The sequence below is a fragment of the Corynebacterium sp. c24Ua_83 genome (assembly GCF_039907245.1).
GTDB lineage: Bacteria > Actinomycetota > Actinomycetes > Mycobacteriales > Mycobacteriaceae > Corynebacterium.
The window spans coordinates 317,738-341,101 of the sequence record NZ_JASBOI010000001.1 but is presented as its reverse complement, the minus strand read 5'-3'; the positions used below and the strand labels follow the sequence as shown (position 1 = coordinate 341,101).

Genomic DNA, 23,364 nt, shown 5'->3' with positions numbered 1-23,364 from the left:
CGGTACCTGGGACGTTGCGCTGCACGCCGATGGCACCGAAGTGTGGACCTCGCACGGAGACGGCCACGAGGTTGTGACCGTGCCCGACGGGCCACTGGCGCGCGAGAACTTCGCCGAGCGCGGGGTTCGCAAGGCGCGAGTGGTGCGCCAACTCAACGAGGAGAAGCTCAACGCCGATCCGATGATGCCGCGCGGGCTGTCTATCACCCGCGAGGAGCTGCAGAAAATGCTGAACTGCGCCTCCGTCGAAGAAATCAAGGAAGAGCTACAGCGGCGGATCAACAGTGAGGTTACGATCGCCAACGCCATCGCCGAGCTGGCGCGAAAGGAACTGAACAGCCAGATCAAGCAGCTCGAACAATTGCAGAAGGACGAAGAGGAGCCGCCGTTCTAACCACTACTTTGAGGAGGTGACGGGCAGCACCAGCAGCGCGCCGAACACGCAGATGATGCTGCACATCAGGAACATGCCGGGGTAATCGAAATGCCTCAACGCGAGGGCCGCGAGGCCACCGCAGAACATGTTGCTGACCCCCTGGGTGAGCGACATCAGTGACACGTCGCGCGCACGGTTCTTCTTGCTGGGCAGCGACTCGTTAACCATGGCCTGATCCACGCTGCTGAACACGCCCCAGCTCAACCCCAACAGCATCGCCGCGGCATAAACCAAACCCATGCTGGTGGCGATAGTCATCATGCCCGTAGCAACAGCGACACCAAGCGCCGAGACGACCACCAGAATCTTCCGCCGCCCCAACCGATCCGACACGCCGCCACTGATAAACGCAGTGATGATGGTGAACATCGCATACAGCAAAGTCAGTTCCAGCACGCCCGCATCCGGGTCGGGTATTCCGATGTGATCCCGCAGGTAATACAGCAGGTAGAACAAGCTGGTGTAGTTGGCCAGGTGAATCACGAAACGGCTGCAGAAGACAAGCCAGTAATTGCGGTAAGAACCCTCGTCGCCGACCGTCGCGGACAGCGAATTGTACGGGCGTACGTGCACGTCCACGTGGCCGCGCCCGAAAGCGAATTGGAAGATAAAGAGAAGGGAAATGACGCCCACAACCCAGTACGCCTGCTGGATCGGTAAAGCTGCTGCAACGGCGGTCCCGCCGACGATTCCGAAGGTGTAGGTCGCGCCGACGATTCCGGAAACTAACCCGAACTTTTCTTGGGGGACAACATCCGCGGTGACCGTCATCAGGTTGTTCGTCACGAACGCCACGAACACCTGCACCAGGCACCACAGCCCGGTGAGCACCCAGAAGTCGGGGCTGAAAGACATCAGCAGCAAACCCAGCGTGACCAGTGGCGCGGCCAGCAGAACCCACGGCAGGCGCTTGCCCCAGCGGCCCACCCAGAACCAGCTGCGGTCGGCGATATAGCCGGTCAGTAGGCTGGTAACCACGGCGGTCGCGCCGCCGAGCATCATCATGAGGGCGAGGGAATCCTCCTTGGTGTCCGGCCGCAGCTCGATCATCTGCAAGCCCAGCAGCAGCTGCGTGGGGCCGGCCCAGGCGAAGACGGAGCCGAAGAAGGCCACGCCGAACTTCCAATAGAACCACTTCGGCTCGCGCTCAGCGGCGGTGAGAGTCTGCAACATCAGTGACCCTTCTCTCTGAACTCGGCATCAATTTCCGGGGTGATGGCGCCCTCGCGGATCAGCGCCTGCAGTAGACGTCCAGCGGGCTTGACCTGCCGATCCACGTCCACCACGCCAAACTTCTGCGCCATCCCCTCGGACCACTCCCAGTTGTCCACGAAGCACCAGTGGTAGTAGCGCTCCACTTCCGGCACGCGGGAAAGCTCCGCCAGATGGTCCAGGATGAACGCGCAGCGGAAGCGTTCGTCGGCATCGGCGGTTCCGTTCTCCGTGATCCACACTGGCAGCTGGTAGCGCTTCGCAAGATCGGCGGAGACCTCTGCAATCCCCGGCGGGTAGATTTCCCAGCCGAGGTCATTGGTTGGGGTGCCGGGGAAGGTGGCGTCAGAAAAACCGCGCACCGCCGTGCGCGAGTAGTAGTTAATGGCCACAGCATCGGCGAAGACCCCGCCGCTGGGCAGGTCGAGGCTGGGGCGACCGAGCACGGGGTGGAAGCGGCCCTCGAAGAAGGCGGGTTCGATCGCGCCCTGGAAAAGCCACTCGACCAGGGGAGTAAGTAGCCGGTGGAAGGGGTTGCGCGGGTTCATGGGGGCGAAGACTCGGCGGTGGTGGGCGAAGGTCACGCGCGGACTGTCCAAGCGTGAGTGGATGCGCTGGTAGGCCAGCAGGTGTGCCGCTGCCATGTTCCGCAGGCAGGGGCGCACCTTGGGCAGGCCGCCGCGGCCGGGTGGAGTAGAGCCAAAGAGGTAGGCCTCGGTGGCGAAGACGTTCGGCTCGTTGATGGTGATCCAGTCGGTGACTACGTCGCCCAGGTGGTCGAGCACAACGTCGACATAGCGCAGGAAGATCTCCACGTTCGCCTCGCGGGTGAATGCACCGGTGGCTTCGAACCAGGCGGGGTGGCCGAAATGATGCAGGGTGACTAGCGGCTCGATGCCGCGTTCGCGCAGGTCAAGAAACTCTTCCCGGTAGCGTTGGAGCGCGTCGTGGTCGTTACGGCCGGGCTCGGGCTCCACGCGCGACCACTCCACGCCGACGCGCGCGATCTGCAGGCCGAGGTCGCTCATGAGCTGGTTGTCTTCGCGCCAGCGGCGCCAGTGGTCGGTGGTGGGGTGTGGGGTGGTGCCGTCCTTGGCGACCCACTCACTCCAATTGTTAGGGCGCGGAGATCCCTCGATCTGCAGCCCGGCCGATGCGGTACCGATGCGGATGTTGCTGAGGTCCATGCACTTAACTTATTGACGCCCTTAGTTTCCGTTGGCTAACTTTTCGGTTTTTACCCCTTCGGGGGTACTTGGTTTGGTACAACAAAGTAATGCTCAAGAAAACAGCAGCGCTCGCATGCGCAACAGTCATTGCATTTGCCGGATTCGCGTCGCCCGCCGAGGCGGCGCAGATAACAAAGAGGGAGAAGGTCGCATATTCCAATGTTTTCGGCGACCTGCACATGAGGTTGCCGAAGACGGTGGACCGAATCGAAAACACGACGACCACGTCGGAGGGGAAGGAAACCCAGGTCAGCGGCTACATTGTGGAACCTATCGTTGAGTGGAAAGGCAAGGGGCCGCGCCCGACCGTGGTGATTGGCCGCGGAACGGTCGGGCAGGGCGATCAGTGTGCACCGAGTAAGAATTGGCCACTGGACGGGCAGCCGGATCCGATCAAGGCGAAGCGAGCGGTGAACCTGGAGGGCATCTACGACTGGGTGTTTGCTTCCAAGGGTGTGCGCGTGGTGGTGACCGACTACATCGGTATGGGAACCCCGGGGATTCATACGTACATGAACCGCGACGATCAGGCGCACGCGATGCTGGATGCGGCGCGCGCAGCGGGCGTGGGCGACGGGCCGGTGGCGTTCTACGGGCATTCGCTGGGCGGCGGTGCGTCGGCTGCGGCGGTCGAGGCGGCGGCTGAGTACGCTCCGGAGCTCAACGTGGTGGGCGCCTATGCCTCGGCGCCGCCTGCGGATCTGGAGGCGGTGCAGCGGAACATCGACGGTTCGGATCTTATGGGAGCGATCGGCTTCACGATCAACGGCTTGCTGGAGCGATATCCGCATCTGCAGCCGCTGCTGGATAAGCACCTCAATGATGAGGGCAAGCAGGCGCTGAAGGATCTATCCACGATGTGTACCGGGGAGATCACGGACAAGTACGGGCACAAGAAGACGAGTGAGTGGACAAAGTCGGGCAAGACGCTCGATGAGTTGTTGAAGGAGATGCCTGAGGCGCGGGAAGCTATGGAAGATCAGCGAATTGGGCTTAAGCGTCCGGTGGCGCCGGTGATGGTGATATCTGGGCGTCACGACAAGAACGTCGAGTACAACCAGGCGAAGGAACTGGCGCGCACGTGGTGCGAGAAGGGCGCGCAGGTCGAGTACCGCGACGACATTATGCCGCCGGTGGGCGAATACAATCACTTCATCCAGGCGGTGACGGGCGGAGCGTGCGGCATCGACTTCATCTTGAAGCGTTTCCGCGGCGAGCCGCTGGGGCGCACGTGTGAGGCGCCGGTGGGGCAGCTGCAGGGATCCGTGGAAGGCAGCGCAGCGCTACCCAACGTGGCAGGAAGCTAAAGTGTCATAATGTATATTATCGGCTAATCCCTGGACTGCCACAGCTGATAGCAGGTGGCGGCCAGGAACAGCGCGCAGACCGCGGCGAAGAAATACGTCAGGCCCGTGCCCTGCCACAGCAGGTAGCCGATAAAGAACAACAGCACCACGATGCGCATGATGCGCGAGTACTTGAGCATCTCCGGAGACATGTGACCGCCGCCTACTTATCCTGCTCGAGAACCAGCAGCAGATCGATGGTGCCTTCGTCGGCGATCGTCGCGGCGACGAACTGCGGGGTCTGGATGTCGAAGTCGCTGCGCTTGAACGGGATGTTGCCCTGCAGGATCACGTGCTCGCCGGTGCGCAGAACCTTCAGCTCGGCGGTCACCGGATTCTTCTTGCCGCGCAGCTCGAGGTCGCCGGTGACCTTTACCTTCTCGGTCGTGCCATCGTCCGGCAGATTGGAGACGTTGGCGGGCTCTGTCAGCGTAAACGTGGCCTTCGGGAACTTATCGGTGTGCAGGATGCTCTTGCGCACGTTGATGTCGCGCTTTTCCACGTCACTGCTGATGCTGGCAACGTCGACCGTGATCTTGCCCTCGGTGAGCTTCTTATCCTCAACCTTAACGTCGCCCTCAACGTCCTCGGTGCGGCCCGAGGTGGTCTTGGAGCCGGCGGGCAGCTTCTCGTCGAAGGTGTAGCCAGCCTGCGAAACGTTGTCACCGGCTCCCCTTACCACGTGCCAGGAGCCGTCCATTCCCACGCTGGCAGGCTCGCCACCTGCGGTTATGTCGGCGGTTCGCAAGCCTCGGTCGCTAAAGTAATTCGCCACCAGCGGCCCGAAAGCCATCAGCACACCGACAATCATGCCAATTACGGCGAGAGTGATGATTCCCTTACGCATGCCCTATAGCATAGCCCCTCCTACCTGCGACCCCTAAGTTGCTCGATGCGGCGGGCCATGCTCTCTAGTTCTGACGCCAACTCCTCCACCACCTCGGCGGACTCCCCTTCCTTTGCGGCGGTGCACAGGTCCTCGGCGGCGCAGCGCAGCTCGAAGAGGTCATCGTGGAACTTCTCGGCCGCGCTGGCAGACATAATGACGGAATCCGCCGGGATTGAGGTGCCCGCCAACTGGGCGCGCTGCTCGTAGGCGCGCTGGCGGCACGATTGATTGCAAAACTTGCGGGGCCGGTTCGTCGGGCCGGGTTCAACTACCCTGCCGCACCAGGCGCAGTGCTTTGGTCGAGGCATGGAACAATTCTTAACGAAACTTCGTTGTTATGATGGATTAGTTCGAACTGATTTAGGAGTGATGAAGAATGGCCGATCGCGTACTGCGTGGAAGTCGCATGGGTGCCGTTTCTTATGAGACGGACCGCGACCACGACCTAGCTCCCCGCCGCATGGTGAAATACCGCACCGAGGCTGGGGAAATCTACGAGGTTCCCTTCGCCGACGATGCGGAGGTTCCACAGGAGTGGATGTGCAAGAACGGCCAGATGGGCACGCTGGTCGAGGGCGAAGGCCAGGAATCCAAGCCGGTGAAGCCCCCGCGCACTCACTGGGACATGCTGCGCGAGCGCCGCAGCCTCGAGGAGCTCGACGAGCTGCTCGACGAGCGCATCGAGCTACTCCGTAAGCGCCGCCGCACTGCGGTGAAGCTCATGAAGGAGCAGCAGGAAGCGAATCAGAAGTAGCTACGCACGGTGCCGGCACCGATGCGCCAAGACTCCTGAGCCAGGTTCTTGAACTGGTTAAAGCGGTGCGCGGCACCCCACTTCGTCACCTGCAGCAGAGCCTCGGAGACGATGTTGCCGCTCATCTTGGAGTCGCCGATCTCTCGCTCGGTGAAGGTGATCGGAACCTCGCGCACGTCGAAGCCGGCCTCGACGGCGCGCCAAGCCAGATCCACCTGGAAGACATAGCCGGCGGAATCGACGGCATCCAGGTCGATCTCCTCCAACACCTCGCGGCGGTATGCACGGTAGCCGCCGGTGATGTCGGACAGGCCCGCGCCCAACGCCAGAGAGGCGTAAAAGTTGCCGCCGCGGGAGAGAACCTCGCGGCTGACCGGCCAGTTCACGGTCTTGCCGCCCTTGACGTAACGGGAACCCAGGACCATCTCCGCGCCAGAGTCGATGCGGTCCAGCAGCAGGTACAGCTGCTCGGGAGCGTGGGAGCCGTCGGCATCCATCTCGCACAGGATCTCGTAGTCGCGCTCCAGACCCCAGCGGAAGCCGGCGATATAAGCGCCACCGAGGCCGCCCTTGCCGCCGCGGTGCATCACGTGGATCTTCGAGTTCTCAGCGGCCATCTCGTCGGCCAGATCTCCGGTGCCGTCCGGGCTGGAATCATCGACGACGAGGACGTCCACGCGCTCGGGCTCGGCCTTTAGCAGTCGACCGATGATCAGAGGAAGGTTTTCCCTCTCGTTGTAGGTCGGGATGATGACCAGTGTTTTATCGCTCAGCTTAGTCATGAAAAGCTTTCTTACCTCTCCTATAAGTAAATGCCACGGACAGCAGACCCAGAATAGCTAGAATCCATTCCACCCATGGGCCGACGCGGGCTGACAGTGTCATTGTATCGCTTAGGGGCAACTCGGCCTCGAGGGCGTCAGAAGTAAAAATGGCAGTGCGCTGCTCCACCGAGCCATCGGGCGCGACGATCGCCGACACACCCGAGGTCGCGGCGACCACCACGGCGCGATCATACTCCTTGGCGCGCATGCGAGACATGGCGAGTTGCTGATACGTCATGTCTGTAAACCCGAAGGTCGCGTTGTTCGTCGGGCTGGTGAGAATCTGCGCGCCGCCCTGCACAGCCATGCGGAACGCGCCGTCGAAGCTGACCTCGTAGCAGGTGGCCACGCCGACGGGGACGCCGTTCATGTGGACCACTCCGTTGTCGTCGCCAGGCTGGAAGTTGCCGGCGCGGTCGACATGCTCGCTGAAGTTGCGCAAGAAATCGCGGAAGGGCATGTACTCGCCGAAGGGCTGCAGGAAGCGCTTGACGTGGCTCTCCCCTGGGCCGTCGCTATCCCACACCACCATCGTGTTGTGCTCCGGGCTGACGGTGCCGACGAGGATCGGCGCGTCGACGGAGCGCTGGGCGCGCTCGATTTGCTGGCGGGCGGCGGGGTCGGTGAAAGGATTGACGTCGGAGGAGTTCTCCGGCCAAATGACGATGTCCGGATCTGACTCCAACTGCTCTGTCCGCCGCACGTGGTTATCCAGCACGGCGCGGCGCTGGGCATTGAAGTCCAGGCCCAGGCGCGGAACGTTGCCCTGCACGGCGACGACGTCCACGGTGCGGTCGGTGGGCGTGGCGGGAATCAGCAACGCGTAGGCGGCGATCAGGGCCACCACTCCAGCCAAGGAATACGCGGGCGCGCGGTGCTTGCGGATGCTCAAAGCCAGGAGCAGGCCGATCAGCACCACGGCGAAGGTGACCAGCGCGGGGCCACCGAGGCGGATCAGCCAGCTAATCGGGCCGCTGGCCTGGCCCCATGCGATGCGCCCCCATGGAAAGCCCCCGAAGGGAAAGGAAGAGCGCAGCCACTCAGTCGCGACGAACCAGGTCGGAATGCCGATGATCTGGGCCGCGAGGGGGCGTCGAACCAAAAGCTTCAGGCCTGCGCCGAATAGCAGGCTGTAGAGGGACTGGATCAGCGCCAACGCGATCCAGGCGGCCGGGCCGACGAACTCCCCGACCCACGGCAGCAACAGGCCGTAGATGGTGAGGCCCTGCACCCAGGCCATCAGCATGGCGTGACGGTGGTCGGCGAAGTAAAACAGCAGCGCGAACCCGAGCGGTGCGGCCCACCACAGGCCGGTCGGCTCGAAGGCGGCAAAGACCATCACGCCGCTAAAGGCAGCGGCGAGGAGCCTTAAAATCATCCGTTCTCGCCCGCGCGGTGGTCGATGACGTCTCCCCAACCGCCCGAGTTCTGGATGTGGCTAACGCGCGAATAGGTGGTCACGCCGAAGCGTTCCAGGGAACGGCGCGCGGCCTGGCCCAGCATCTTGCGGATCAGGGACCGGGTCGGCGGAATCAGGAAGAAGATGCCGAAGAAGCTCGTAACGATGCCGGGAACGGCCACGCCCACTGCACCCACCATGGATAGCGCCATGTCGGCCGTGAGTTCGCCGGGGTGATCCTTCTGCTGCAGTGCGCGGACGGTGAGCTCGCGCATCTGCCAGGTGGCCAGGGCGATACCCAGCACAAACAGGCCCAACAGAAACAGCAGTGCCCAGCCCCAGCCGATCCACACTCCCAAGAGAATGAAGGCGATGATTTCCACGACGAGATACACGGCGGGTAAGAATTGCATGGCTGTAAGGAAACTCCTAAAGTATCCGTCTGAAAAATTGTTATGAAAACGCGATCTTTGTAACGAAAGCGTGCTTACATAACGATAACGAAAGTGTGGGAAGAATAGTTCCTACACGCGATAGCTTAACTACGTTTTAGGGAGTACTTCGATGCGTCTACGCCGCTCTATCCTCGCTGCAGTTCTGGCACCCACGGTTGCCCTGGCATCCGTCACCCCGGCAGTGGCAGAAACCGACACCCAGAGCACGAGCTCCAGCTCCAGCACCAGCTCGAGCGACTCCGACGAGTGGTGGGACGGCCTGCACCCGGTTGCAAAGGTTGCGATCGGCATCGCTGCGGCCACCGGCATCTCCGTGGCCTTCGGGATCCTGCGGACGATCTTCTACAACATCTTCCACGTCTAGCGTGGCGCGCGCCGCCACAGCCAACGCGGGACCACCTGCATGGCGGCGGCCAGCAGCTTCAGGGAGCGCGGGATCCACACGGATTCCGCGCTTTCGTCGTTGATGGCGCGAACCGTGGCCTCGGCGACCACGTCCGGCGTGGTGGACAGCGGCGCCGGATCCATGCCGCGGGTCATCCGGCCGATCACGAAACCCGGGCGCACGATCACCAGGCGCACTCCGGTGCCCTGCAGCGCGTCCTGCATGCCCTGGCAGAAACCATCCAGGCCGGCCTTCGCCGAGCCGTAGACATAGTTCGGGCGGCGCACGCGAGCCCCGGCGATGGAGGAATAGGCCACCAGCACTCCCCTGTCGCGGGACTTCATCACCCGGGACAGCTCCGTCAGCAGCACCGCCTGGGCGGTGAAGTCCGTGTGCAGCACGCGGTAGACCTCGGAGGAATCGCGCTCCGCGAGCTTCTGGTCGCCCAGCACGCCGAACATCGCCAGCGCCACGTCCAGCGGGCCGGTGGCCTCGATCTCCGCGATGAGGTCTGCGTGGGAATCCACGTCGGTGGCGTCAAAAAAGAAGGAATCGACCTGCGTGGCGCCGAGTCGGTACAGCTCATCGGCCAGATCCGTGGTGCGGCGGGCGGCGAGCACCAAGTGGTTGCCGGGGGCGAGCAGGCGGGCGATCTCGCCGCCGATCTCGCTGGTCGCGCCGAAGATTGCAATTTTCTTAGCCATCGAGGGCCACAACTCCTCGTCTCATCGCGGCGACCGCCTTGCGGGAGGCCGCCTTCACTTCATTGGAATAGCCAGTCAGCTTGATCTGATCCAGCAGGTCGATCACGCGGCGGCACCAGCGCACGAAATCGCCGGGGGTCAGGGTGGCGCCGCTGGCCTCGGCCGCGCGCAGGCAGTACTCCAGCGGGGCGCCGGCGGTCCACTGGTGCACCGCGGTGGCAAAGCCCAGCTCTGGCTCGCGGGTCACGGCGAGGCGGTGGCGCTGCTCGTCGGTGGAAAGCTCCTGGTAGATGCGCCACGTCTGGCTGATCGCCTCGGCCAGCGGCTCGGTGGGCACGCCATCGTCCTTGGCGCCGGAGTCGCGACGGTTCTCGAATACGCAAGTGCTGGCCACGGCCGCCAGCTCCGCCGGGTCCAGCTCGTCCCAGATCCCGCGGCGTAGGCACTGGGCGACCAGCAGATCGGACTCGTGGTGGATCTTGGAAAGGCGCTCGCCCTCCATGGTGATGCGGGCGGTGTTACCCTCGAGCTCCACGTAGTCCAGCTCCGCCAGCAGCGCAAGAATGCGGTTGAATTGGGCGGAGAGGGAATCGGACTCCTGGGGCTGCTCCTTCTGCTCGAACTCCAGGCGGCGGGCGGCCTTCAGGTACTGTTCGGCGGCACGGCAGAGCTCCTCGCGGCCTTCCCAGGCATGCACTGGGTGAGCGTGCACTTGCTCGCGCAGCTCGACGGCGCGCAGGGAGCGGCGGCGCGCCCGGGGCTTAAGCTTCTTCGGCTTATCCAGCTGCAGGCGGCGAAGGTTGGCGGCCACTCCCCTGGCTTGACGCTTCGGGTTGCGCGCCACGCCCTTGTGCAGACGCATGTGGCCGATGTGTACCGGAGTGTTGCCGAACATGTCGGGGTTGATGCGCTCCACCCAGCCGTCGTCGGTGATGATCGTCGGCCGGCCGCGGTGGTCGGCACGGGCAATCACGGCGGTGGTGGGGTTCTTGCCAGTGGGCAGCGCGATCACGTCGCCGGGCTGCAGGGACTGTAGAAGGGCCGTGGTCTCCGCCGAGGCCTCGTCGATGACCATGCGCTTGGCGCGACGCTCCTCCTGCGAGAGCTCGCGGCGCAGCTGGCCGTATTCGGTGACCAGCTGGAAGTCCTCGTTGAGGCTGTTGGACGGGCGGCGCACCTCGCGGATGGTGGCCTTGAGCTGCTTTTCCTGCTGGGCCAGCTCACGGCGGCGCTTTTCAATCTGCTCGGCGCTTTCCACCACCGCGCCGTTGGTCTGGTACTGCGCAAAGGAACGCAGCAGCAGCCGGTGGGCCTCGTCCAGCCCCATCGTGCCGATGAGGTTCACGGCCATGTTGTAGCCGGGACGGAAGGTGGAATCCAGCGGATAGGTTCTTGTTGACGCCAAGTCTGCAACCCCATAAGGGTCCAGCCCCTGGCTCCACAGCACCACCGCGTTACCCTTCGTGTCTATGCCACGGCGGCCGGCGCGACCGGTGAGCTGCGTGTATTGGCCGGGGGTGAGGTCGGCGTGCGTCTCGCCGTTGAACTTCACCAGCTTCTCCAGCACCACCGAGCGGGCGGGCATGTTGATGCCCAGCGCCAGGGTCTCCGTGGCGAAGCAGACCTTCAGCAGGCCACGGGCGAACAGGTCCTCCACGATGTGGCGGAAGGCCGGCAGCATGCCGGCGTGGTGAGCGGCGAAACCGCGCGACAGGGCGCGCCGCCACTGGCGGAAGCCCAGGACGTTCAGGTCTTCCTCCGTCAGGTCGGAAACGCCTGCGTCGATCGTGCGCAGGATCTCCTCCCTTTCCGACGGAGACGAGTAGTCCACGCGATCGATCAGCAGGGCGCGGACGGCGGCGTCACAACCAACGCGCGAGAAGATAAAGTAAATCGCAGGCAACATGCCCGCGGTGGCCATGTGCTGCACCACGTCGCCGCGCTTCGGCCCGCGGCGCTTGCCAGTTTCCTCGGCCTTCGCAGCAGCGGCGACGACCTTGCGGTTGATGGCGCCGAGGTGCTGCTCCGAGCCTTCGAAAAGGGGCAGGATCTGGCGGCCGACCATCATGAACTGGGTCAGCGGCACCGGCCGCTTCTCGGTGACGATAATCTCGGTATCGCCACGGACGGCGGATAGCCAGCCGCCGAACTCCTCGACGTTGGAGACGGTGGCCGACAGGGATACGAGGATTACGCGGGGGTCCAGGTTGAGAATGGCCTCCTCCCAGACCGGACCGCGGGAACGGTCGGCCAGGAAGTGCACCTCGTCCATGACGACGTGCGTGAGGGTTTCCAGCCGTTCGGAGTCGGCGTAGATCATGTTGCGCAGGACTTCGGTGGTCATCACAACGATGGGTGCGTCGCCGTTGATGGTGACGTCGCCGGTGAGCAGGCCAACGTTGGCCTCCCCGTAGCGCTCCACCAGATCGTGGAACTTCTGGTTGCTCAAGGCCTTGATGGGCGTGGTGTAGAAACAGGTGCCGTCACCGTGGAAGGCGGCGAACACGGCAAACTCGCCGACGATGGTCTTGCCCGCGCCTGTCGGGGCGGCTACGAGCACCCCCTTGCCCCGGGCGATAGCTTCGGCCGCTTGGACCTGGAAGTCGTCCAGCAGGAAGTCGTACTGGGCGCAGAAGCGCTCTACCTGGGGGCTAGAGAATGTCATCGAAATCGCTGCGGGTGAAGTCTTGAGCCTTTGGATCTTGGCGCTTCGGCGAGTCAATTGGGCGAGCCGCGCTGGTGGACTGCGGTGCCGGGGTTGCCGTCACCGGGGCAATGGGCTCCGGGGCGGCGATGTCGGTGGACTCGTCGTCTTCGACCTCCAGCCAGTCCGCCTGGTTCTTTTGGCGGCGCTTGTCGTTCAGGCGGGCGATCTGCGTGGCGATCTCCATCATCGCGCACAGCGAGATCGCCAGGATCACCATCGAGATCGGGTCCTGGCCCGGGGTGACGAACGCGGCGAAGAGGAACAGGAAAGCCCAGATGAAGCGGCGCTTATCCTTCAGCTGCTGGTAGGTGACCACGTGTGCCAGGTTCAGCAGCACGGTAATGAGCGGCACCTCGAAGCTCACGCCAAAAATTAGCAGCAGCGCCATGGCAAAGCTGAAGTATTTCTCGCCGTTCAGGGCAGCAATCTGCGCCTCATCGCCGATGGTCAGCAGGAACTCCAAGCCGAAGGCAAGCACGAAGTAAGCCAGCACCGCGCCGACGGTGAACAGTAGGCCTGCGGAAATACCCACGCCTAATGTCCAGCGCTTCTCGTTCTTGTGCAGGCCCGGGGTGATGTACGCCCAGATCTGGCCTAACCAAATTGGCGAGGAAAAGACCATGCCTGCCAACGCGCCAACCTTAAGACGCAGCATAAACATCTCAAAAGGACTGGTAGCCAGCAGGCGGCACTCCCCCGCCTCGGAGCCAAAGCGGGCCTCCGGCGGCAGGTTACAGTACGGTCCGCGCAGCACCTCGCCTAGTGAAGGGATCGGACCGACTTCGACGTTGTACCAGATGTAGCCGATAATCGTGCCGATGAAGATGGCAACCAGGGAAATGAATACGCGCTTGCGCAGCTCATTGATGTGCTCGACGATGGTCATCGAACCATCGGCGGGCTTCTTTAGCTTCTTAGCCACTTAATTTTTAAGCGTTGTGCTCGTTCGGCTGTTCGGACTTGGGCTGAGCCAGGTCTTGGGCCTGCTGCTGCTCGGCGGTCGGAGCCTGCTTCTTTGCCAGCTCCTTCTGGTCGCCGTCAGTCTTCATCTCGTCCATTTCGGACTTGAAGATGCGCATCGAACGGCCCAGGGAACGCGCTGCGTTGGGCAGGCGGGTCGCTCCGAACAGCAGGAAAATGACCAGAGCGATGATGAGTAGTTCAGGAACGCCAAGGTTCGGCATTATCTACGAGCTTTCTGTCGTTGGGATTGGTCTTACTATCCTAGCTCGCGAGCCTCGTAGGCATCGAGGCCACGCCGGGCTAGGGCTTTTAAGTTCTCGGCCAATGGTAGCGGTTCTACATTGCGAATACCGGATGAAAAACCTAGCAGGAACCTTAAAAACCATTCACCGGTGTCGGGCACGTCGACGACCAGCCGGGTTTCGTCTTCGACTACCCACATGGGGAAGTACTCCAACATCCACCGCAGCGACTCGTCTAGCTCCAGGCGTGCCCAGTTGTCGCTGAGACCGAAATCGAAGGGATCCTCCGGGTCGATCTCGGGTACCTGTTGGGCACTGGCCGAACCTTCCTCCCCCAGGTCGAGCTCGTCGATGCGCGCAAGCGCAAAGGTTTTTGTGGTGACGCCACGTTCCCGCGCCCACAGGTAATACTCGCCGTCCACGAGAGCCACATGGTCGGGGTCTACCGTGCGGGTGCTGAAGCTATCGCTGGATATCGACTGGTAGTTGAACGTGACCTGGCGGCGGGATTGGATGGCCTCCGAGAGCTGACGGCGCAGCTGCACATAGGCGGGGGTTGAGGGCGCCGATTCGGGGGTGAAGGAATCCGTGTACTCACGCCGGGAGCGCAAGAGAGCCTGAATCTTCTCACTAGCGGAGTCGATGTCCGCCTGTGCCTCCGCCGGCGCGGTGGAGCGCAGTGCCTGCAAGTTCAGCAGCAGCACACCGGCCTCCATCGCGGTCAGGGCGAGCGGGCGGTCCAGGCCGGCGGAGAACTCCACGGAGGCACGCATGCGATCCACCGTGACCTCCACCGGCATGTCGAGGATGCTGGCGGGCACGCGGCACTGAGAAACCTGACCGAGCTCGTGGGCGATCTGCGCGGTGGATAGGTCCAACGCGCGAGAGGCCGCCATCAGGCTGCTATCCGGGTGAGACCGGAACCAGGCGAGGACGGACAGGGTACGGAGGAATTGTTCGGCATTGGAACGAGGGGGCGTCATGAAGCAGCCTCCTTTAAAACGGCAACAACATCGGCGACGACATCCGGCGGCGAGGTAACCACCACATGGGGCGCGTAGGCCGCGGCGGTGCGGACAAACCAGTCGCGTTCCACGGGGCCGATCTGGCCGTTCTCGTCGGCCAATCGGCGTAGCTCCCAGGCGCCGGGCTCGGGGAACTCGACGGTTGCGGTGACCATCTGGCGGCTGCTTAACAGCCCCTGCTGGATCAGCTGCTGCGGGGTGCCCTCCGGGCGCGGGTGCTGGGCGAACTCCGGCAGGGCCGTGACGGAATCGATGCGCGCTAAGCGGAACGTGCGCTGGGCCTCGCGGTCCGGGTCGAAACCAGTGACGTAGACCAGGCCATCCTTGGCTCCATAAGCCCAGGGCTCCAGTCGACGCTGCTGGGGAGTATCGACCAGCGAAGGATAGTAGTTGAACTCCAAGACCAGGCCGTTGTCGAGGGCGCGGAAGATCGCGTCGAGGGAATCGCCGTCCAGGGCGGTGTGGTCCGGGACGCTCGGGACGGCGACCTCGCCGGTGGAAACGCGGTGCTGCATGCCCGCTGCGGCCAGCTTGGTGTAGGCGGAGCGGGCGGCGTGCTGCATCTCCCCCGACTGGGCCCACCGGCTGGCGGCGGCGAGGACAGTGGCCTCGCCGTCGGTGAACTCGATGTCCGGCAGGAAGGTCTGGGCGGGGTCGAGGGTGAGCATGTCCTCGCCCGTGATGCGCACGCCCAGCTCGGCAAGGTCCTGGCGGTCGCGGCCGAGCTGCTTGCGGGCGGAGCCGTCCTTGGCGTGCTGGTAGCCCTCGACGTTGGCGAGCACCCACTCGATGGAGCGCGGGCCGTCGGAGTTCAGCAGCGCGATCACTAGGTTAAACAGGCGCGTGGCGCCCGGAATCCAGTGAGTCTCGACGGGGCGGTTGCGGTTCATCGGGCTCCCAGGGTCTCGATGATGCGGTCGACGTCCTCGCTGGTGTTGGCAAAGGGATCGGCCAGCAGGACCTCGGCCCCGTCCTCGCCGTTGACCTTCACGCGCATCCAATCCACTGTGTAGGACAGCTCCGGGTGGGCCCGGACCGCCGCGATGAAACGACCGCGCACCGCGGCGCGGGTCGTCGGCGGGGCCTGGCGGACGGCCTGCTCGATCGTCTCCGAAGCCAACAACGTGCGCGCCAGGCCGCGGCGGGCCAGGACGTTAAACAGGCCGCGGGTGGGGTGAATGTCGTGATACATCAGGTCGAGCTGCGCCAGGCGCGGGTCGATGGGATCCAGGCCGCGGGCGGCGGCCATGCGGTCCAGCAGCGACTTCTTGATGACCCAGTCGATTTCCGTGGAGACCGGTGAAAAGTCGCCCGTGTCGAAGCAGTCCAGCACGCGGCCCCACAGGTCCACCACGGGGGTTAGCTCTGCGTTGGGAGTGCCCCGCTCCGGGTCTTCACGCGAGGCGAGGTAGGCGCAGACGGCGTCATAAAAAGCGCGCTGGATCTCCAGCGGCGTGGCAGTCGACCCGCTGCGCAGAGCAATGTCCACCTGGCCGGTGAAGTCGCGGGAGATCTCGCGGATAGAGCGGATCTCGTTGGCCATCTCGAAGTCCGGGAGGGCCACGCCGGCCTCGATCATCTCCAGCACCAGCAGCGTGGAGCCGACCTTCAGGGCCGTGGTGACCTCCGACATGTTCGAATCGCCGACGATGACGTGCAGGCGGCGATACTTGGAAGAATCGGCGTGCGGCTCGTCGCGGGTGTTGATGATGGGGCGCGAGCGGGTCGTCGCGCTGGACACGCCCTCCCAGACGTGGTCGGCGCGCTGGCTCATGGTGTAGCCCGGGCCGAAGTTCTCGTTCGGCGCGCCGGGATAAGGGATCGCGAGCTTGCCCGCGCCGCAGATCAGCTGGCGGGTAACCAGGAAAGGCAGCAGCTGCTTGCTGAGGCCCTTCAGGGGAATATCGCGGCTGACCAGATAGTTCTCGTGGCAGCCATAGGAGTTTCCCAGGGAGTCCGTGTTGTTCTTCAGCAGGTATACCTTGCCGCCGACGGCCTGCTCGGCGCGGTCGGCCAGCTCGTGAAACAACAGGTCGCCAGAGCGGTCATAGGCGATCAGCTGGTGCAGGCTATCGCACTCCGCGGTAGCGAACTCCGGGTGCGCGCCGACGTCTAGGTAGAGGCGCGAGGCGTTCTCGGTGTAGATGTTCGAGCTGCGGTGCTCCTCCACCACGGGGGCGAAGAGCTTGCGGGCAATCTCGTCGGGACCGAGGCGCCGGGAGGAATCCTGCATGTTGGCGATTCCATACTCGGTCTCCAGGCCCATGATGCGGCGGCGGATAGCGGTCACTGGCCGCCCTTTTGTACGTAGGAGCGGACGAACTCCTCCGCGTTGTTCTCCAGCAGTCCGTCGATCTCGTCCAGCAGATCGTCGGTACCGGTGACGTTCACCTGCTGGGTGCCCGCGCCGGAGGCCTGCTCGATGGGTTCGTCGTCGTCGCGCCGACCGCCGCCGGCGCTGACCTGTCCGCCCTGTGCCATGATTAATCTTCCTTTCTGCCAACCCCGGAGATCTTGTCCGGGTTGATTTCCTTCAAGCCTGCCACGAGCTCGCCGATGCCGGGGCGCGGTTGCGTTTCCAGCAGCGCGCGTAGCTCCAACTGGTTGAACCCGCGGGGGTCGTCCATGGTGATCTGTGCTGCGCCGTCCGGGGTGTCCACGATGACGCTATCCCAGTTCGCCGAGAGGATGTCGGCGGAGTAGTTCGCCACCAGGTGCCCGCGCAGCCACGCGCGCGTGGCCTGTGGCGGGGTGTCCACCGCGGCCTCGATCTCTGCCGGGTCCAGCAGGGTTTGCATCCGGCCCTTCCGCACCAGCGCATGGTAGAGCCCGCGTCGCGGGTCGATGTCCGAGTACTGCAGGTCCACCAGGGCCAGGCGCGGGTCGGTCCACTCCAGGCCGCGCGCCCGGTAGGCGTTCATCAGCTGCAGCTTGGCCGTCCAGTCCAGCCGGTCGGCGGTGGACAGCGGATCGGCCTCGAGGTCGTCGAGGATCTTGCCCCACAGCTCGAAGACCTCCAGGTTGTCGCCGCGCAGCTCCATGATCTCCCACACGCGCTTGCGGATCTCCCGCTGGGTCTCGATGGCGGTGCGTTCCGCCTGGCCGTAGAAGCGCAGGCGGTAGGTGCAGTCCAGATCCCGGGAGACGCGCTGGACGTCCGCCACCGGCTCCAGCAGACGCAGGTCGCCGAAGTAAGCGCCCTCGGCTACCGCCGCCAGCACCAGCGCAGTGGTGCCGAACTTCAGGTAGTTGGAGAACTCGCTCAAGTTCGCATCCCCGATGATCACGTGCAGGCGGCGCCACTTGTCGGCCTCCGCGTGCGGCTCGTCGCGGGTATTCACGATGCCGCGGTTCAGCGTGGTCTCCAGCGAGACCTCCGTTTCGATGTAGTCGGCGCGCTGGCTGATCTGGAAGCCCGGCTGCTCCCCCTGCTGCCCCAGCCCGATGCGGCCGGCGCCGCAGTAGACCTGCCGGGTGACGAAATGCGGGATTAAAGCCGCCTGCACGTCCTCGACGTCCAGGTCGCGCGGGTACAGGTAGTTCTCGTGCGAGCCGTAGCTGGCGCCCTTGCCGTCCACGTTGTTCTTGTAGATCTTCAGCTCCGGCTCGGCGGCCTCGGCGGCGCGGTGCATGATGATGTCCCCGGCCTTGTCCCACACCACCGCGTCGCGGGCAGTCGTGGTCTCCGGGGAGGAATACTCCGGGTGCGCGTGATCCACATAGAAGCGCGCGCCGTTGGCGGTGATGACGTTCGCCGCGCCGAGGGCATTCGGATCCAGCACCGGGGCGGCACCCCGACGGTAGCGGCGCAGGTCGAAGCCGCGGATGTCACGCAGAGGGGATTCGTTCTCGTAGTCCCACCGGGTGCGGCGGTTCACCCCCTGGCCGCTGTGCTCCGCATAGGCCACGACGGCCTGGGTGGAGGTGTGAATCGGGCTGGCCGACGGATCGTCCACGGCGACGATGCCGTACTCCGTCTCCGAGCCAATGATGTGCGGACCAAACAAGATTCTTCCCTCCTAGACCTTGTGCACGTCGATGTCCACGACGCGCTTCGTGCCGTGGCCGTAGATGCGCGCCCACTCCGCGGGGTTGGTGGTATCCGGCAGATCCTCGGAATCCCCCACCTCGGCCAGAACGGCCGCGTGCACGTGCTCCGGGCGCAGGCCGTCGGTGCCGTTGTGCAGTGCGTCCTTGATGGCCAGGGTCTTCGCCCGGTCCACGATGTTCGCCAGCATCGCGCCGGAAACGAAGTCCGCCCAGTACAGATCCTCGCGGCTGCCGTCGGCGTAGTGGAGCGTGACATAGCGGTGCGCCTCGTCCCGAGTAAACAGCTCGTCGACGATGCTCTGCCGCAGGGCCTCCGCTGCCGCTTCGTTGGAGCCGGCAGCGGCGGAGAAGTCGGCGTCAATAGGTAGAGAAGCATCGAGGTGCTTCGACAGGATGGCGGCCGCACCGTCAGCGTCGGGCCGGGCGATACGAATCTTCACGTCCAGGCGGCCGGGGCGCAGGATGGCCGGGTCGATGAGCTCCTCGCGGTTCGAGGCGCCGATGACGATGACGTTGCCCGAAGCCTCCACGCCGTCGAGCTCGGCGAGCAGCTGCGGGACGACGGTGGACTCCATGTCGGAGCTCACGCCGGTGCCGCGCGTGCGGAACAGCGCCTCCATCTCGTCGAAGAAGACGATGACGGGGCGGCCGGAGCTGGCCACGCGGCGGGCCTGCTCGAAGATCGTGCGGATCTGGCGCTCGGTCTCGCCCACGAACTTGTTCAGCAGCTCAGGGCCTTTGATGTTCAGGAAGTACGGGGAATCCGACTGCGCCAGGGAGTTCGCCACGGCCTTCGCAATCAGGGTCTTACCGTTGCCGGGCGGGCCGTAGAGCAGCACACCCTTCGGCGGGCGCAGGCCATAGCGGGTGTAGATTTCGGGGTGCAGAAACGGCAGCTCGACCGCGTCGCGGATCTGCGTGATCTGCTGGCCCAGGCCACCGATGTCGTCGTAAGTGACGTCCGGGACTTCCTCCAGGATGAGGTTGTTCGTCTCCGCGCGCGGCACGGCCTCGAAGGCCCAGCCGGACTTGCGGTCCACGATCACGGAGTCCCCAGTGACCACATCGCCTGCCAGGTCGCCGGCGGCCTTGACCACGTACTCCTCACCCACCTTGTCGGCGATGATCAGCCGGTCGCCGGTAACCTCCACGACCTGTGCGATGTCGCCGAAGTCTGGCTGGCCGGTGACCTCCACGACCTGCTGGCCCTCCCCCAGGCGCACCATCGCGCCGGGTACCAGCTCGTGCTGCGGGACGTGCGGCGAGACCATCAGGCGCATCCGGCGGCCGGTCGTGAAGACCTCGGCGGTGAAGTCCCGGTTGGCCTGCAGCAGCGTGCCGTAGGTGCTCGGCGGTTCGGCCAGCGCTTCCAGCCGACCGTTGATCTCCTCCAGCTTCGTGCGGCTGGCCTGCAGCAGCTCCACGAGCTTCGCATTGCGCGCGCCGAGTTGTCGGTTCGCGATCTGCAGCTCGCGCAGAGTCTGTGGCCCTTCCGCTGATGTGTTCTCGGTCATACTGACCAGTCTACTAACGGCGCGCGCGGCGTTGCGGTCGAGGTGCGGTGACGCCATCAGCCAGCCTGCGCGCCAGGATCAGGAATGCTGTGTGTGCGTTCATCCGGTGCTCGGGGCGGGTGGCCAGGCCATCGACCTTCCACTCACGCACCAGGGATTCCCAGGCCTTTGGTTCGGTGAAGCAGCCGGTCTCGCGGATGCCCTCCATGACCTTCATCAGCTGCGGGACAGTGGCGACGTACGTCATGAACACCCCGCCGGGGATCAGCACGTCCTTGACGGTATCCAGCATCTCCCAGGGCTCCAGCATGTCTAGCAGCACGCGGTCCACGTCGCCGACATCCTCCTTGGTGACGGTCTTCAAGTCTCCCAAGCGCAGGTCCCAATTGTCGGGGTGGCCGTCGAAGTAGTCCTCCACGTTTTCCTTGGCGTAGGCCAGGTGATCCTCACGGATTTCGTAGCTGATGACCTTGCCCTTCGGCCCCACGGCCCGCAGCAGCCAGGTGCTCATGGCGCCGGAGCCCGCGCCGGCCTCCAGCACCGTGGCGCCCGGGAAGATGTCGCCCTCTACGAGAATCTGGGCGGCGTCCTTCGGGTAGATAACCGCCGCGCCGCGGGGCATGGAGAGCACGTGATCGACCAGCAGGTGGCGGAAGCACAGGTATTCGGCGGCGCCGGAGGACTTGACCACGGTGCCCTCGTGCTGGCCGATGATGTCGTCGTGGCGGATTTCGCCCTTGTGGGTGAAGAAGCTCTCGCCCTTGGCCAGGGTGATGGTGAAGTGGCGGCGCTTGGCGTCTGTGAGCTGCACGCGATCGCCTTCGGTGAAACGGCCGGAATATGCCATGTGGTCTTCCTTCCTGCTTTAAGAGATCCGGTTCATTTTACTAGGGTGGGTCGGGTGACTACGAAACTAGCTCTCTCCCCTTCCCGCGCCAACGACTACAAGCAGTGCCCGCTGCTGTACCGCTTTCGGGCCATCGACAAGTTGGAGGAGCCGAACACGATCGCCCAGGTGAAGGGCACGCTCGTGCATGCGGTGCTGGAGAACCTGCACCAGCTGCCCCGCGGCAGCCGCACCTACCCGGCGGCGGTGAAGATGATCCGCCCGGAGTGGGAGAAGATGCTGGCCAAGGACCCGGAGCTTTCGGAGCTGGTGCCCGAGCAGTCCACCGTGGAGTTTTGGGAGGAATGCCGCGAGCTGGTGAAGGGCTACTTCCAGATGGAAAACCCGGATGGTTTTGACGCCCACGAGTGCGAGCAATTCGTGAATCTAACGCTGCCCAACGAGGTGCCGGTGCGCGGTTTCATCGACCGGGTGGACATCGCGGAGACCGGCCAGGTGCGCGTGGTGGACTACAAGACGGGCAAGAAGCCCGCGCCCCGCTTCGCGGACTCGGCCCGCTTTCAGATGATGTTCTACGCCCTGGTGTGGTGGCGCATGACGGGCGAGCTGCCCACCCAGCTGCGGCTGATGTACTTAAAGGTCAGCGACGACATGGTGCTGCAGCCCACCGCCACCGAGCTGGCTGCCTTCGAGCGCGAGCTGGGCGAGCTGTGGGCGCGCATCCTGGCGGACGTGCGCAGCGGAAACTTCCAGCCGCGCACCACCAAGCTGTGCGGGTGGTGCCACTTCCAGGACCTCTGCCCCGCCTTTGGCGGCACCCCGCCGGACTATCCCTTGGAGGTTTCCTCTTCGTAGTCCGTGTAGAGCTTGCCCTGGAACGTCGGGTTCAGCAGGTTCTCCGGGCTCAAGACCTCGTCGAGGGTTTCCTCGTCCAGCAGGCCCTTTTCCAGAACCAGGTCGCGCACGGGCTTGCCAGTGCGGGCGGCCTCCTTGCCCACCAGGTCGCCGTTGTGGTGGCCGATCAGCGGGTTCAGGTAAGTGATGATGCCGATGGAGTTCTCCACGTAGCGGCGGCACACGTCGGCGTTGGCCGTGATGTCCACGACGCACAGGGTGCGTAGCGTGGTGCAGGCGCGAGCCAGGAAACGCACGGACTCGAACACGCACTGGGCGATGACCGGCTCCATGACATTGAGCTGCAGCTGGCCGGCCTCGGCGGCCATGGAGACCGTCTGGTCGTTGCCGAAAACCTTGAAGCAGATCTGGTTCACGACCTCGGGGATGACCGGGTTCACCTTGGCCGGCATGATCGACGAACCGGCCTGGCGCTCCGGCAGGTTGATCTCGTTCAGTCCGGCGCGCGGGCCGGAGGACAGCAGGCGCAGATCGTTACAGATCTTCGACAGCTTCATGGCCACGCGCTTCACTGCGGCGTGGGCATTGACGTACGCGCCGGTATCGCTGGTGGCCTCGATGAGGTCGCGGGACGGCTGGATCTTCAGGCCGCTGACCTCGCTGAGCGCGCGGATAACTGCGTTCTGGTAGCCGGGCGGGGTGTTCACGCCGGTGCCGATGGCGGTGGCGCCGAGGTTCACCTCGCGCAGCTGCTCCTGCGCACGCTCCAGCTGCAGGCGCTCCTCGGCGATGTTGTAGCCGAAGGCGCGGAACTCCTGGCCCAGGGACATGGGCACTGCGTCCTGGAGCTGGGTGCGTCCCATCTTCAGGATGTTGCGGAACTCGTGGCCCTTGGCCAAGAACGCGCGCTCGAGCGCGTCCAGGTGCTTGATCAGCTGGTCGATTGCGAAATGCAAGCCCAGGCGGAAACCGGTGGGGTAAGCGTCGTTGGTGGACTGGGACATGTTGACGTCATCGTTGGGGTTGATGACGTCGTAGGAGCCCTTCGGGTGCCCCAGGTATTCCAAGGCGAGGTTGGCGATCACCTCGTTGGTGTTCATGTTCACACTGGTGCCCGCGCCGCCCTGGAAGACGTCGATCGGGAACTGATCCATGCAGCGGTACTCTTCCAGCACTTGGTCGCAGGCCCAGATGATGGCCTTGGCCTTCTCATCGGGCAGGGCGAAGACCTCGTTGTTGGCGATGGCGGTGGCCTTCTTGACCATCACCATGCCGCGGATGAACTCCGGGATCTGGTTGATCGTGGTGCGCGAGACCTGGAAGTTGTCCACCGCGCGGAGGGTGTGCACGCCGTAGTAGGCGTGGTCCGGCACCTCCATGGTGCCCAGCAGATCTTCTTCGGTGCGGAAGCTCTTCGCAGCGCGCGCCAGCTGGGAGTGTGTTTCAGCCGACGTGATGATGTCAGTGGAGCTCACGACTGCATCGCCGTGAACCTCTGCCGCTGCCTTTGACGGAATTGGTTTATCGG

24 protein-coding genes and 1 pseudogene are annotated in these 23,364 nt (G+C 64.3%); 5 read left to right on the top strand and 20 right to left on the bottom strand.

The annotated features are described in order from the left end of the window. Positions 1–394 (top strand): annotated as a pseudogene (locus QKE30_RS01585) (hypothetical protein); the annotation flags it as partial. Positions 395–397: 3 nt separating this feature from the next. Here QKE30_RS01585 and QKE30_RS01580 read toward each other — a convergent pair. Continuing rightward, positions 398–1,609 (bottom strand): MFS transporter, encoded by a 1,212-nt coding sequence (locus QKE30_RS01580; protein ID WP_347933915.1) that lies wholly within the window; start codon positions 1,607–1,609, stop codon positions 398–400. Further along, positions 1,609–2,835, bottom strand: coding sequence for a family 1 glycosylhydrolase (locus QKE30_RS01575; RefSeq protein ID WP_347933914.1), 1,227 nt, complete (start codon positions 2,833–2,835; stop codon positions 1,609–1,611). Before QKE30_RS01575 ends, QKE30_RS01580 begins: the two co-directional genes overlap by 1 nt. Before the next feature lie 89 nt (positions 2,836–2,924). Here QKE30_RS01575 and QKE30_RS01570 point away from each other — a divergent pair, with 89 nt between their 5' ends. After that, the gene (locus QKE30_RS01570) at positions 2,925–4,184 is read left to right on the top strand and encodes an alpha/beta fold hydrolase (RefSeq protein ID WP_347933913.1); all 1,260 of its coding nucleotides are present in this window, start codon (positions 2,925–2,927) and stop codon (positions 4,182–4,184) included. Between the two features lie 23 nt (positions 4,185–4,207). On the opposite strand, the gene QKE30_RS01565 is transcribed toward QKE30_RS01570, so the two are convergent. The 3 genes from QKE30_RS01565 to QKE30_RS01555 are packed head-to-tail and all read right to left on the bottom strand — an operon-like array spanning position 4,208 to position 5,420. Next, complete coding sequence (locus QKE30_RS01565; RefSeq protein WP_005294641.1) at positions 4,208–4,375, bottom strand: hypothetical protein; 168 nt, start codon at positions 4,373–4,375, stop codon at positions 4,208–4,210. An 11-nt stretch (positions 4,376–4,386) separates the two neighbouring features. Further along, positions 4,387–5,070 (bottom strand): YceI family protein, encoded by a 684-nt coding sequence (locus QKE30_RS01560; protein WP_035003994.1) that lies wholly within the window; start codon positions 5,068–5,070, stop codon positions 4,387–4,389. A 20-nt stretch (positions 5,071–5,090) separates the two neighbouring features. Further along, on the bottom strand, positions 5,091–5,420 hold the full coding sequence (locus QKE30_RS01555) for a hypothetical protein (protein WP_070487460.1): 330 nt from the start codon (positions 5,418–5,420) through the stop codon (positions 5,091–5,093). A 68-nt stretch (positions 5,421–5,488) separates the two neighbouring features. Here QKE30_RS01555 and QKE30_RS01550 point away from each other — a divergent pair, with 68 nt between their 5' ends. Then, positions 5,489–5,866, top strand: a complete 378-nt coding sequence (locus QKE30_RS01550; protein ID WP_011273522.1) for an RNA polymerase-binding protein RbpA — start codon at positions 5,489–5,491, stop codon at positions 5,864–5,866. Here the strand turns inward: QKE30_RS01550 and QKE30_RS01545 are convergent. The 3 genes from QKE30_RS01545 to QKE30_RS01535 are packed head-to-tail and all read right to left on the bottom strand — an operon-like array spanning position 5,857 to position 8,502. Further along, positions 5,857–6,648 (bottom strand): polyprenol monophosphomannose synthase, encoded by a 792-nt coding sequence (locus QKE30_RS01545; RefSeq protein WP_239198327.1) that lies wholly within the window; start codon positions 6,646–6,648, stop codon positions 5,857–5,859. The genes QKE30_RS01550 and QKE30_RS01545 overlap by 10 nt on opposite strands. Continuing rightward, the gene (gene lnt / locus QKE30_RS01540; protein WP_239198329.1) at positions 6,641–8,068 is read right to left on the bottom strand and encodes an apolipoprotein N-acyltransferase; all 1,428 of its coding nucleotides are present in this window, start codon (positions 8,066–8,068) and stop codon (positions 6,641–6,643) included. Before lnt ends, QKE30_RS01545 begins: the two co-directional genes overlap by 8 nt. Next, the gene (locus QKE30_RS01535) at positions 8,065–8,502 is read right to left on the bottom strand and encodes an FxsA family protein (protein ID WP_035003986.1); all 438 of its coding nucleotides are present in this window, start codon (positions 8,500–8,502) and stop codon (positions 8,065–8,067) included. Before QKE30_RS01535 ends, lnt begins: the two co-directional genes overlap by 4 nt. A 151-nt stretch (positions 8,503–8,653) precedes the next feature. Between QKE30_RS01535 and QKE30_RS01530 the strand changes: the two genes are divergently transcribed. Beyond that, positions 8,654–8,908, top strand: coding sequence for a hypothetical protein (locus QKE30_RS01530; RefSeq protein WP_035003984.1), 255 nt, complete (start codon positions 8,654–8,656; stop codon positions 8,906–8,908). Here QKE30_RS01530 and QKE30_RS01525 read toward each other — a convergent pair. Genes QKE30_RS01525 through QKE30_RS01475 form a run of 11 tightly spaced genes read right to left on the bottom strand, consistent with a single transcriptional unit; the run spans position 8,905 to position 20,981 of the window. Next, on the bottom strand, positions 8,905–9,633 hold the full coding sequence (locus QKE30_RS01525; protein WP_239198335.1) for an SDR family NAD(P)-dependent oxidoreductase: 729 nt from the start codon (positions 9,631–9,633) through the stop codon (positions 8,905–8,907). The genes QKE30_RS01530 and QKE30_RS01525 overlap by 4 nt on opposite strands. Further along, positions 9,626–12,298 carry a DEAD/DEAH box helicase gene (locus tag QKE30_RS01520; protein WP_239198338.1) on the bottom strand — a complete coding sequence of 891 codons (2,673 nt, stop codon included), beginning with the start codon at positions 12,296–12,298 and terminating at the stop codon, positions 9,626–9,628. Before QKE30_RS01520 ends, QKE30_RS01525 begins: the two co-directional genes overlap by 8 nt. Then, positions 12,285–13,262, bottom strand: a complete 978-nt coding sequence (tatC, locus tag QKE30_RS01515) for a twin-arginine translocase subunit TatC (RefSeq protein ID WP_239198341.1) — start codon at positions 13,260–13,262, stop codon at positions 12,285–12,287. Before tatC ends, QKE30_RS01520 begins: the two co-directional genes overlap by 14 nt. A gap of 7 nt (positions 13,263–13,269) precedes the next feature. After that, the gene (gene tatA, locus QKE30_RS01510) at positions 13,270–13,524 is read right to left on the bottom strand and encodes a Sec-independent protein translocase subunit TatA (protein WP_034987575.1); all 255 of its coding nucleotides are present in this window, start codon (positions 13,522–13,524) and stop codon (positions 13,270–13,272) included. Between the two features lie 35 nt (positions 13,525–13,559). Continuing rightward, positions 13,560–14,528 (bottom strand): WYL domain-containing protein, encoded by a 969-nt coding sequence (locus QKE30_RS01505; RefSeq protein ID WP_347933912.1) that lies wholly within the window; start codon positions 14,526–14,528, stop codon positions 13,560–13,562. Further along, the gene (locus tag QKE30_RS01500; protein WP_049049986.1) at positions 14,525–15,460 is read right to left on the bottom strand and encodes a WYL domain-containing protein; all 936 of its coding nucleotides are present in this window, start codon (positions 15,458–15,460) and stop codon (positions 14,525–14,527) included. Before QKE30_RS01500 ends, QKE30_RS01505 begins: the two co-directional genes overlap by 4 nt. Continuing rightward, positions 15,457–16,860: a Pup--protein ligase gene (gene pafA, locus QKE30_RS01495; protein WP_347933911.1), complete on the bottom strand. Its 1,404-nt coding sequence runs from the start codon at positions 16,858–16,860 to the stop codon at positions 15,457–15,459. The genes QKE30_RS01500 and pafA overlap by 4 nt, the downstream gene beginning before the upstream one ends. Beyond that, positions 16,857–17,051: a ubiquitin-like protein Pup gene (locus tag QKE30_RS01490; RefSeq protein ID WP_035003964.1), complete on the bottom strand. Its 195-nt coding sequence runs from the start codon at positions 17,049–17,051 to the stop codon at positions 16,857–16,859. Before QKE30_RS01490 ends, pafA begins: the two co-directional genes overlap by 4 nt. 2 nt (positions 17,052–17,053) lie before the next feature. After that, a complete protein-coding gene (gene dop / locus QKE30_RS01485; protein WP_035003961.1) occupies positions 17,054–18,577 on the bottom strand; it encodes a depupylase/deamidase Dop in 1,524 nt (507 codons plus the stop codon). Positions 18,578–18,589: 12 nt separating this feature from the next. Continuing rightward, on the bottom strand, positions 18,590–20,134 hold the full coding sequence (gene arc / locus QKE30_RS01480; RefSeq protein ID WP_347933910.1) for a proteasome ATPase: 1,545 nt from the start codon (positions 20,132–20,134) through the stop codon (positions 18,590–18,592). 13 nt (positions 20,135–20,147) lie between these two features. Then, a complete protein-coding gene (locus QKE30_RS01475; RefSeq protein ID WP_035003956.1) occupies positions 20,148–20,981 on the bottom strand; it encodes a tRNA (adenine-N1)-methyltransferase in 834 nt (277 codons plus the stop codon). Positions 20,982–21,035: 54 nt separating this feature from the next. On the opposite strand from QKE30_RS01475, the gene QKE30_RS01470 reads away from it, so the two are divergent. Next, entirely contained in the window at positions 21,036–21,836 is an 801-nt protein-coding gene (locus QKE30_RS01470) for a RecB family exonuclease (RefSeq protein ID WP_347933909.1), read from the top strand. On the opposite strand, the gene aspA is transcribed toward QKE30_RS01470, so the two are convergent. Beyond that, entirely contained in the window at positions 21,809–23,311 is a 1,503-nt protein-coding gene (aspA, locus tag QKE30_RS01465) for an aspartate ammonia-lyase (RefSeq protein ID WP_347933919.1), read from the bottom strand. The two genes, QKE30_RS01470 and aspA, sit on opposite strands and share 28 nt — an antisense overlap. Positions 23,312–23,364 lie beyond the last annotated feature (53 nt).

Coding starts and splice junctions, on each gene's coding strand:
- QKE30_RS01580 (WP_347933915.1), bottom strand. CDS start 1,609: ATGTTGCAGACTCTCACCGCCGCTGAGCGCGAGCCGAAGTGGTTCTAT.
- QKE30_RS01575 (WP_347933914.1), bottom strand. CDS start 2,835: ATGGACCTCAGCAACATCCGCATCGGTACCGCATCGGCCGGGCTGCAG.
- QKE30_RS01570 (WP_347933913.1), top strand. CDS start 2,925: ATGCTCAAGAAAACAGCAGCGCTCGCATGCGCAACAGTCATTGCATTT.
- QKE30_RS01565 (WP_005294641.1), bottom strand. CDS start 4,375: ATGTCTCCGGAGATGCTCAAGTACTCGCGCATCATGCGCATCGTGGTG.
- QKE30_RS01560 (WP_035003994.1), bottom strand. CDS start 5,070: ATGCGTAAGGGAATCATCACTCTCGCCGTAATTGGCATGATTGTCGGT.
- QKE30_RS01555 (WP_070487460.1), bottom strand. CDS start 5,420: ATGCCTCGACCAAAGCACTGCGCCTGGTGCGGCAGGGTAGTTGAACCC.
- QKE30_RS01550 (WP_011273522.1), top strand. CDS start 5,489: ATGGCCGATCGCGTACTGCGTGGAAGTCGCATGGGTGCCGTTTCTTAT.
- QKE30_RS01545 (WP_239198327.1), bottom strand. CDS start 6,648: ATGACTAAGCTGAGCGATAAAACACTGGTCATCATCCCGACCTACAAC.
- lnt (WP_239198329.1), bottom strand. CDS start 8,068: ATGATTTTAAGGCTCCTCGCCGCTGCCTTTAGCGGCGTGATGGTCTTT.
- QKE30_RS01535 (WP_035003986.1), bottom strand. CDS start 8,502: ATGCAATTCTTACCCGCCGTGTATCTCGTCGTGGAAATCATCGCCTTC.
- QKE30_RS01530 (WP_035003984.1), top strand. CDS start 8,654: ATGCGTCTACGCCGCTCTATCCTCGCTGCAGTTCTGGCACCCACGGTT.
- QKE30_RS01525 (WP_239198335.1), bottom strand. CDS start 9,633: ATGGCTAAGAAAATTGCAATCTTCGGCGCGACCAGCGAGATCGGCGGC.
- QKE30_RS01520 (WP_239198338.1), bottom strand. CDS start 12,298: ATGACATTCTCTAGCCCCCAGGTAGAGCGCTTCTGCGCCCAGTACGAC.
- tatA (WP_034987575.1), bottom strand. CDS start 13,524: ATGCCGAACCTTGGCGTTCCTGAACTACTCATCATCGCTCTGGTCATT.
- QKE30_RS01505 (WP_347933912.1), bottom strand. CDS start 14,528: ATGACGCCCCCTCGTTCCAATGCCGAACAATTCCTCCGTACCCTGTCC.
- QKE30_RS01500 (WP_049049986.1), bottom strand. CDS start 15,460: ATGAACCGCAACCGCCCCGTCGAGACTCACTGGATTCCGGGCGCCACG.
- QKE30_RS01490 (WP_035003964.1), bottom strand. CDS start 17,051: ATGGCACAGGGCGGACAGGTCAGCGCCGGCGGCGGTCGGCGCGACGAC.
- arc (WP_347933910.1), bottom strand. CDS start 20,134: ATGACCGAGAACACATCAGCGGAAGGGCCACAGACTCTGCGCGAGCTG.
- QKE30_RS01475 (WP_035003956.1), bottom strand. CDS start 20,981: ATGGCATATTCCGGCCGTTTCACCGAAGGCGATCGCGTGCAGCTCACA.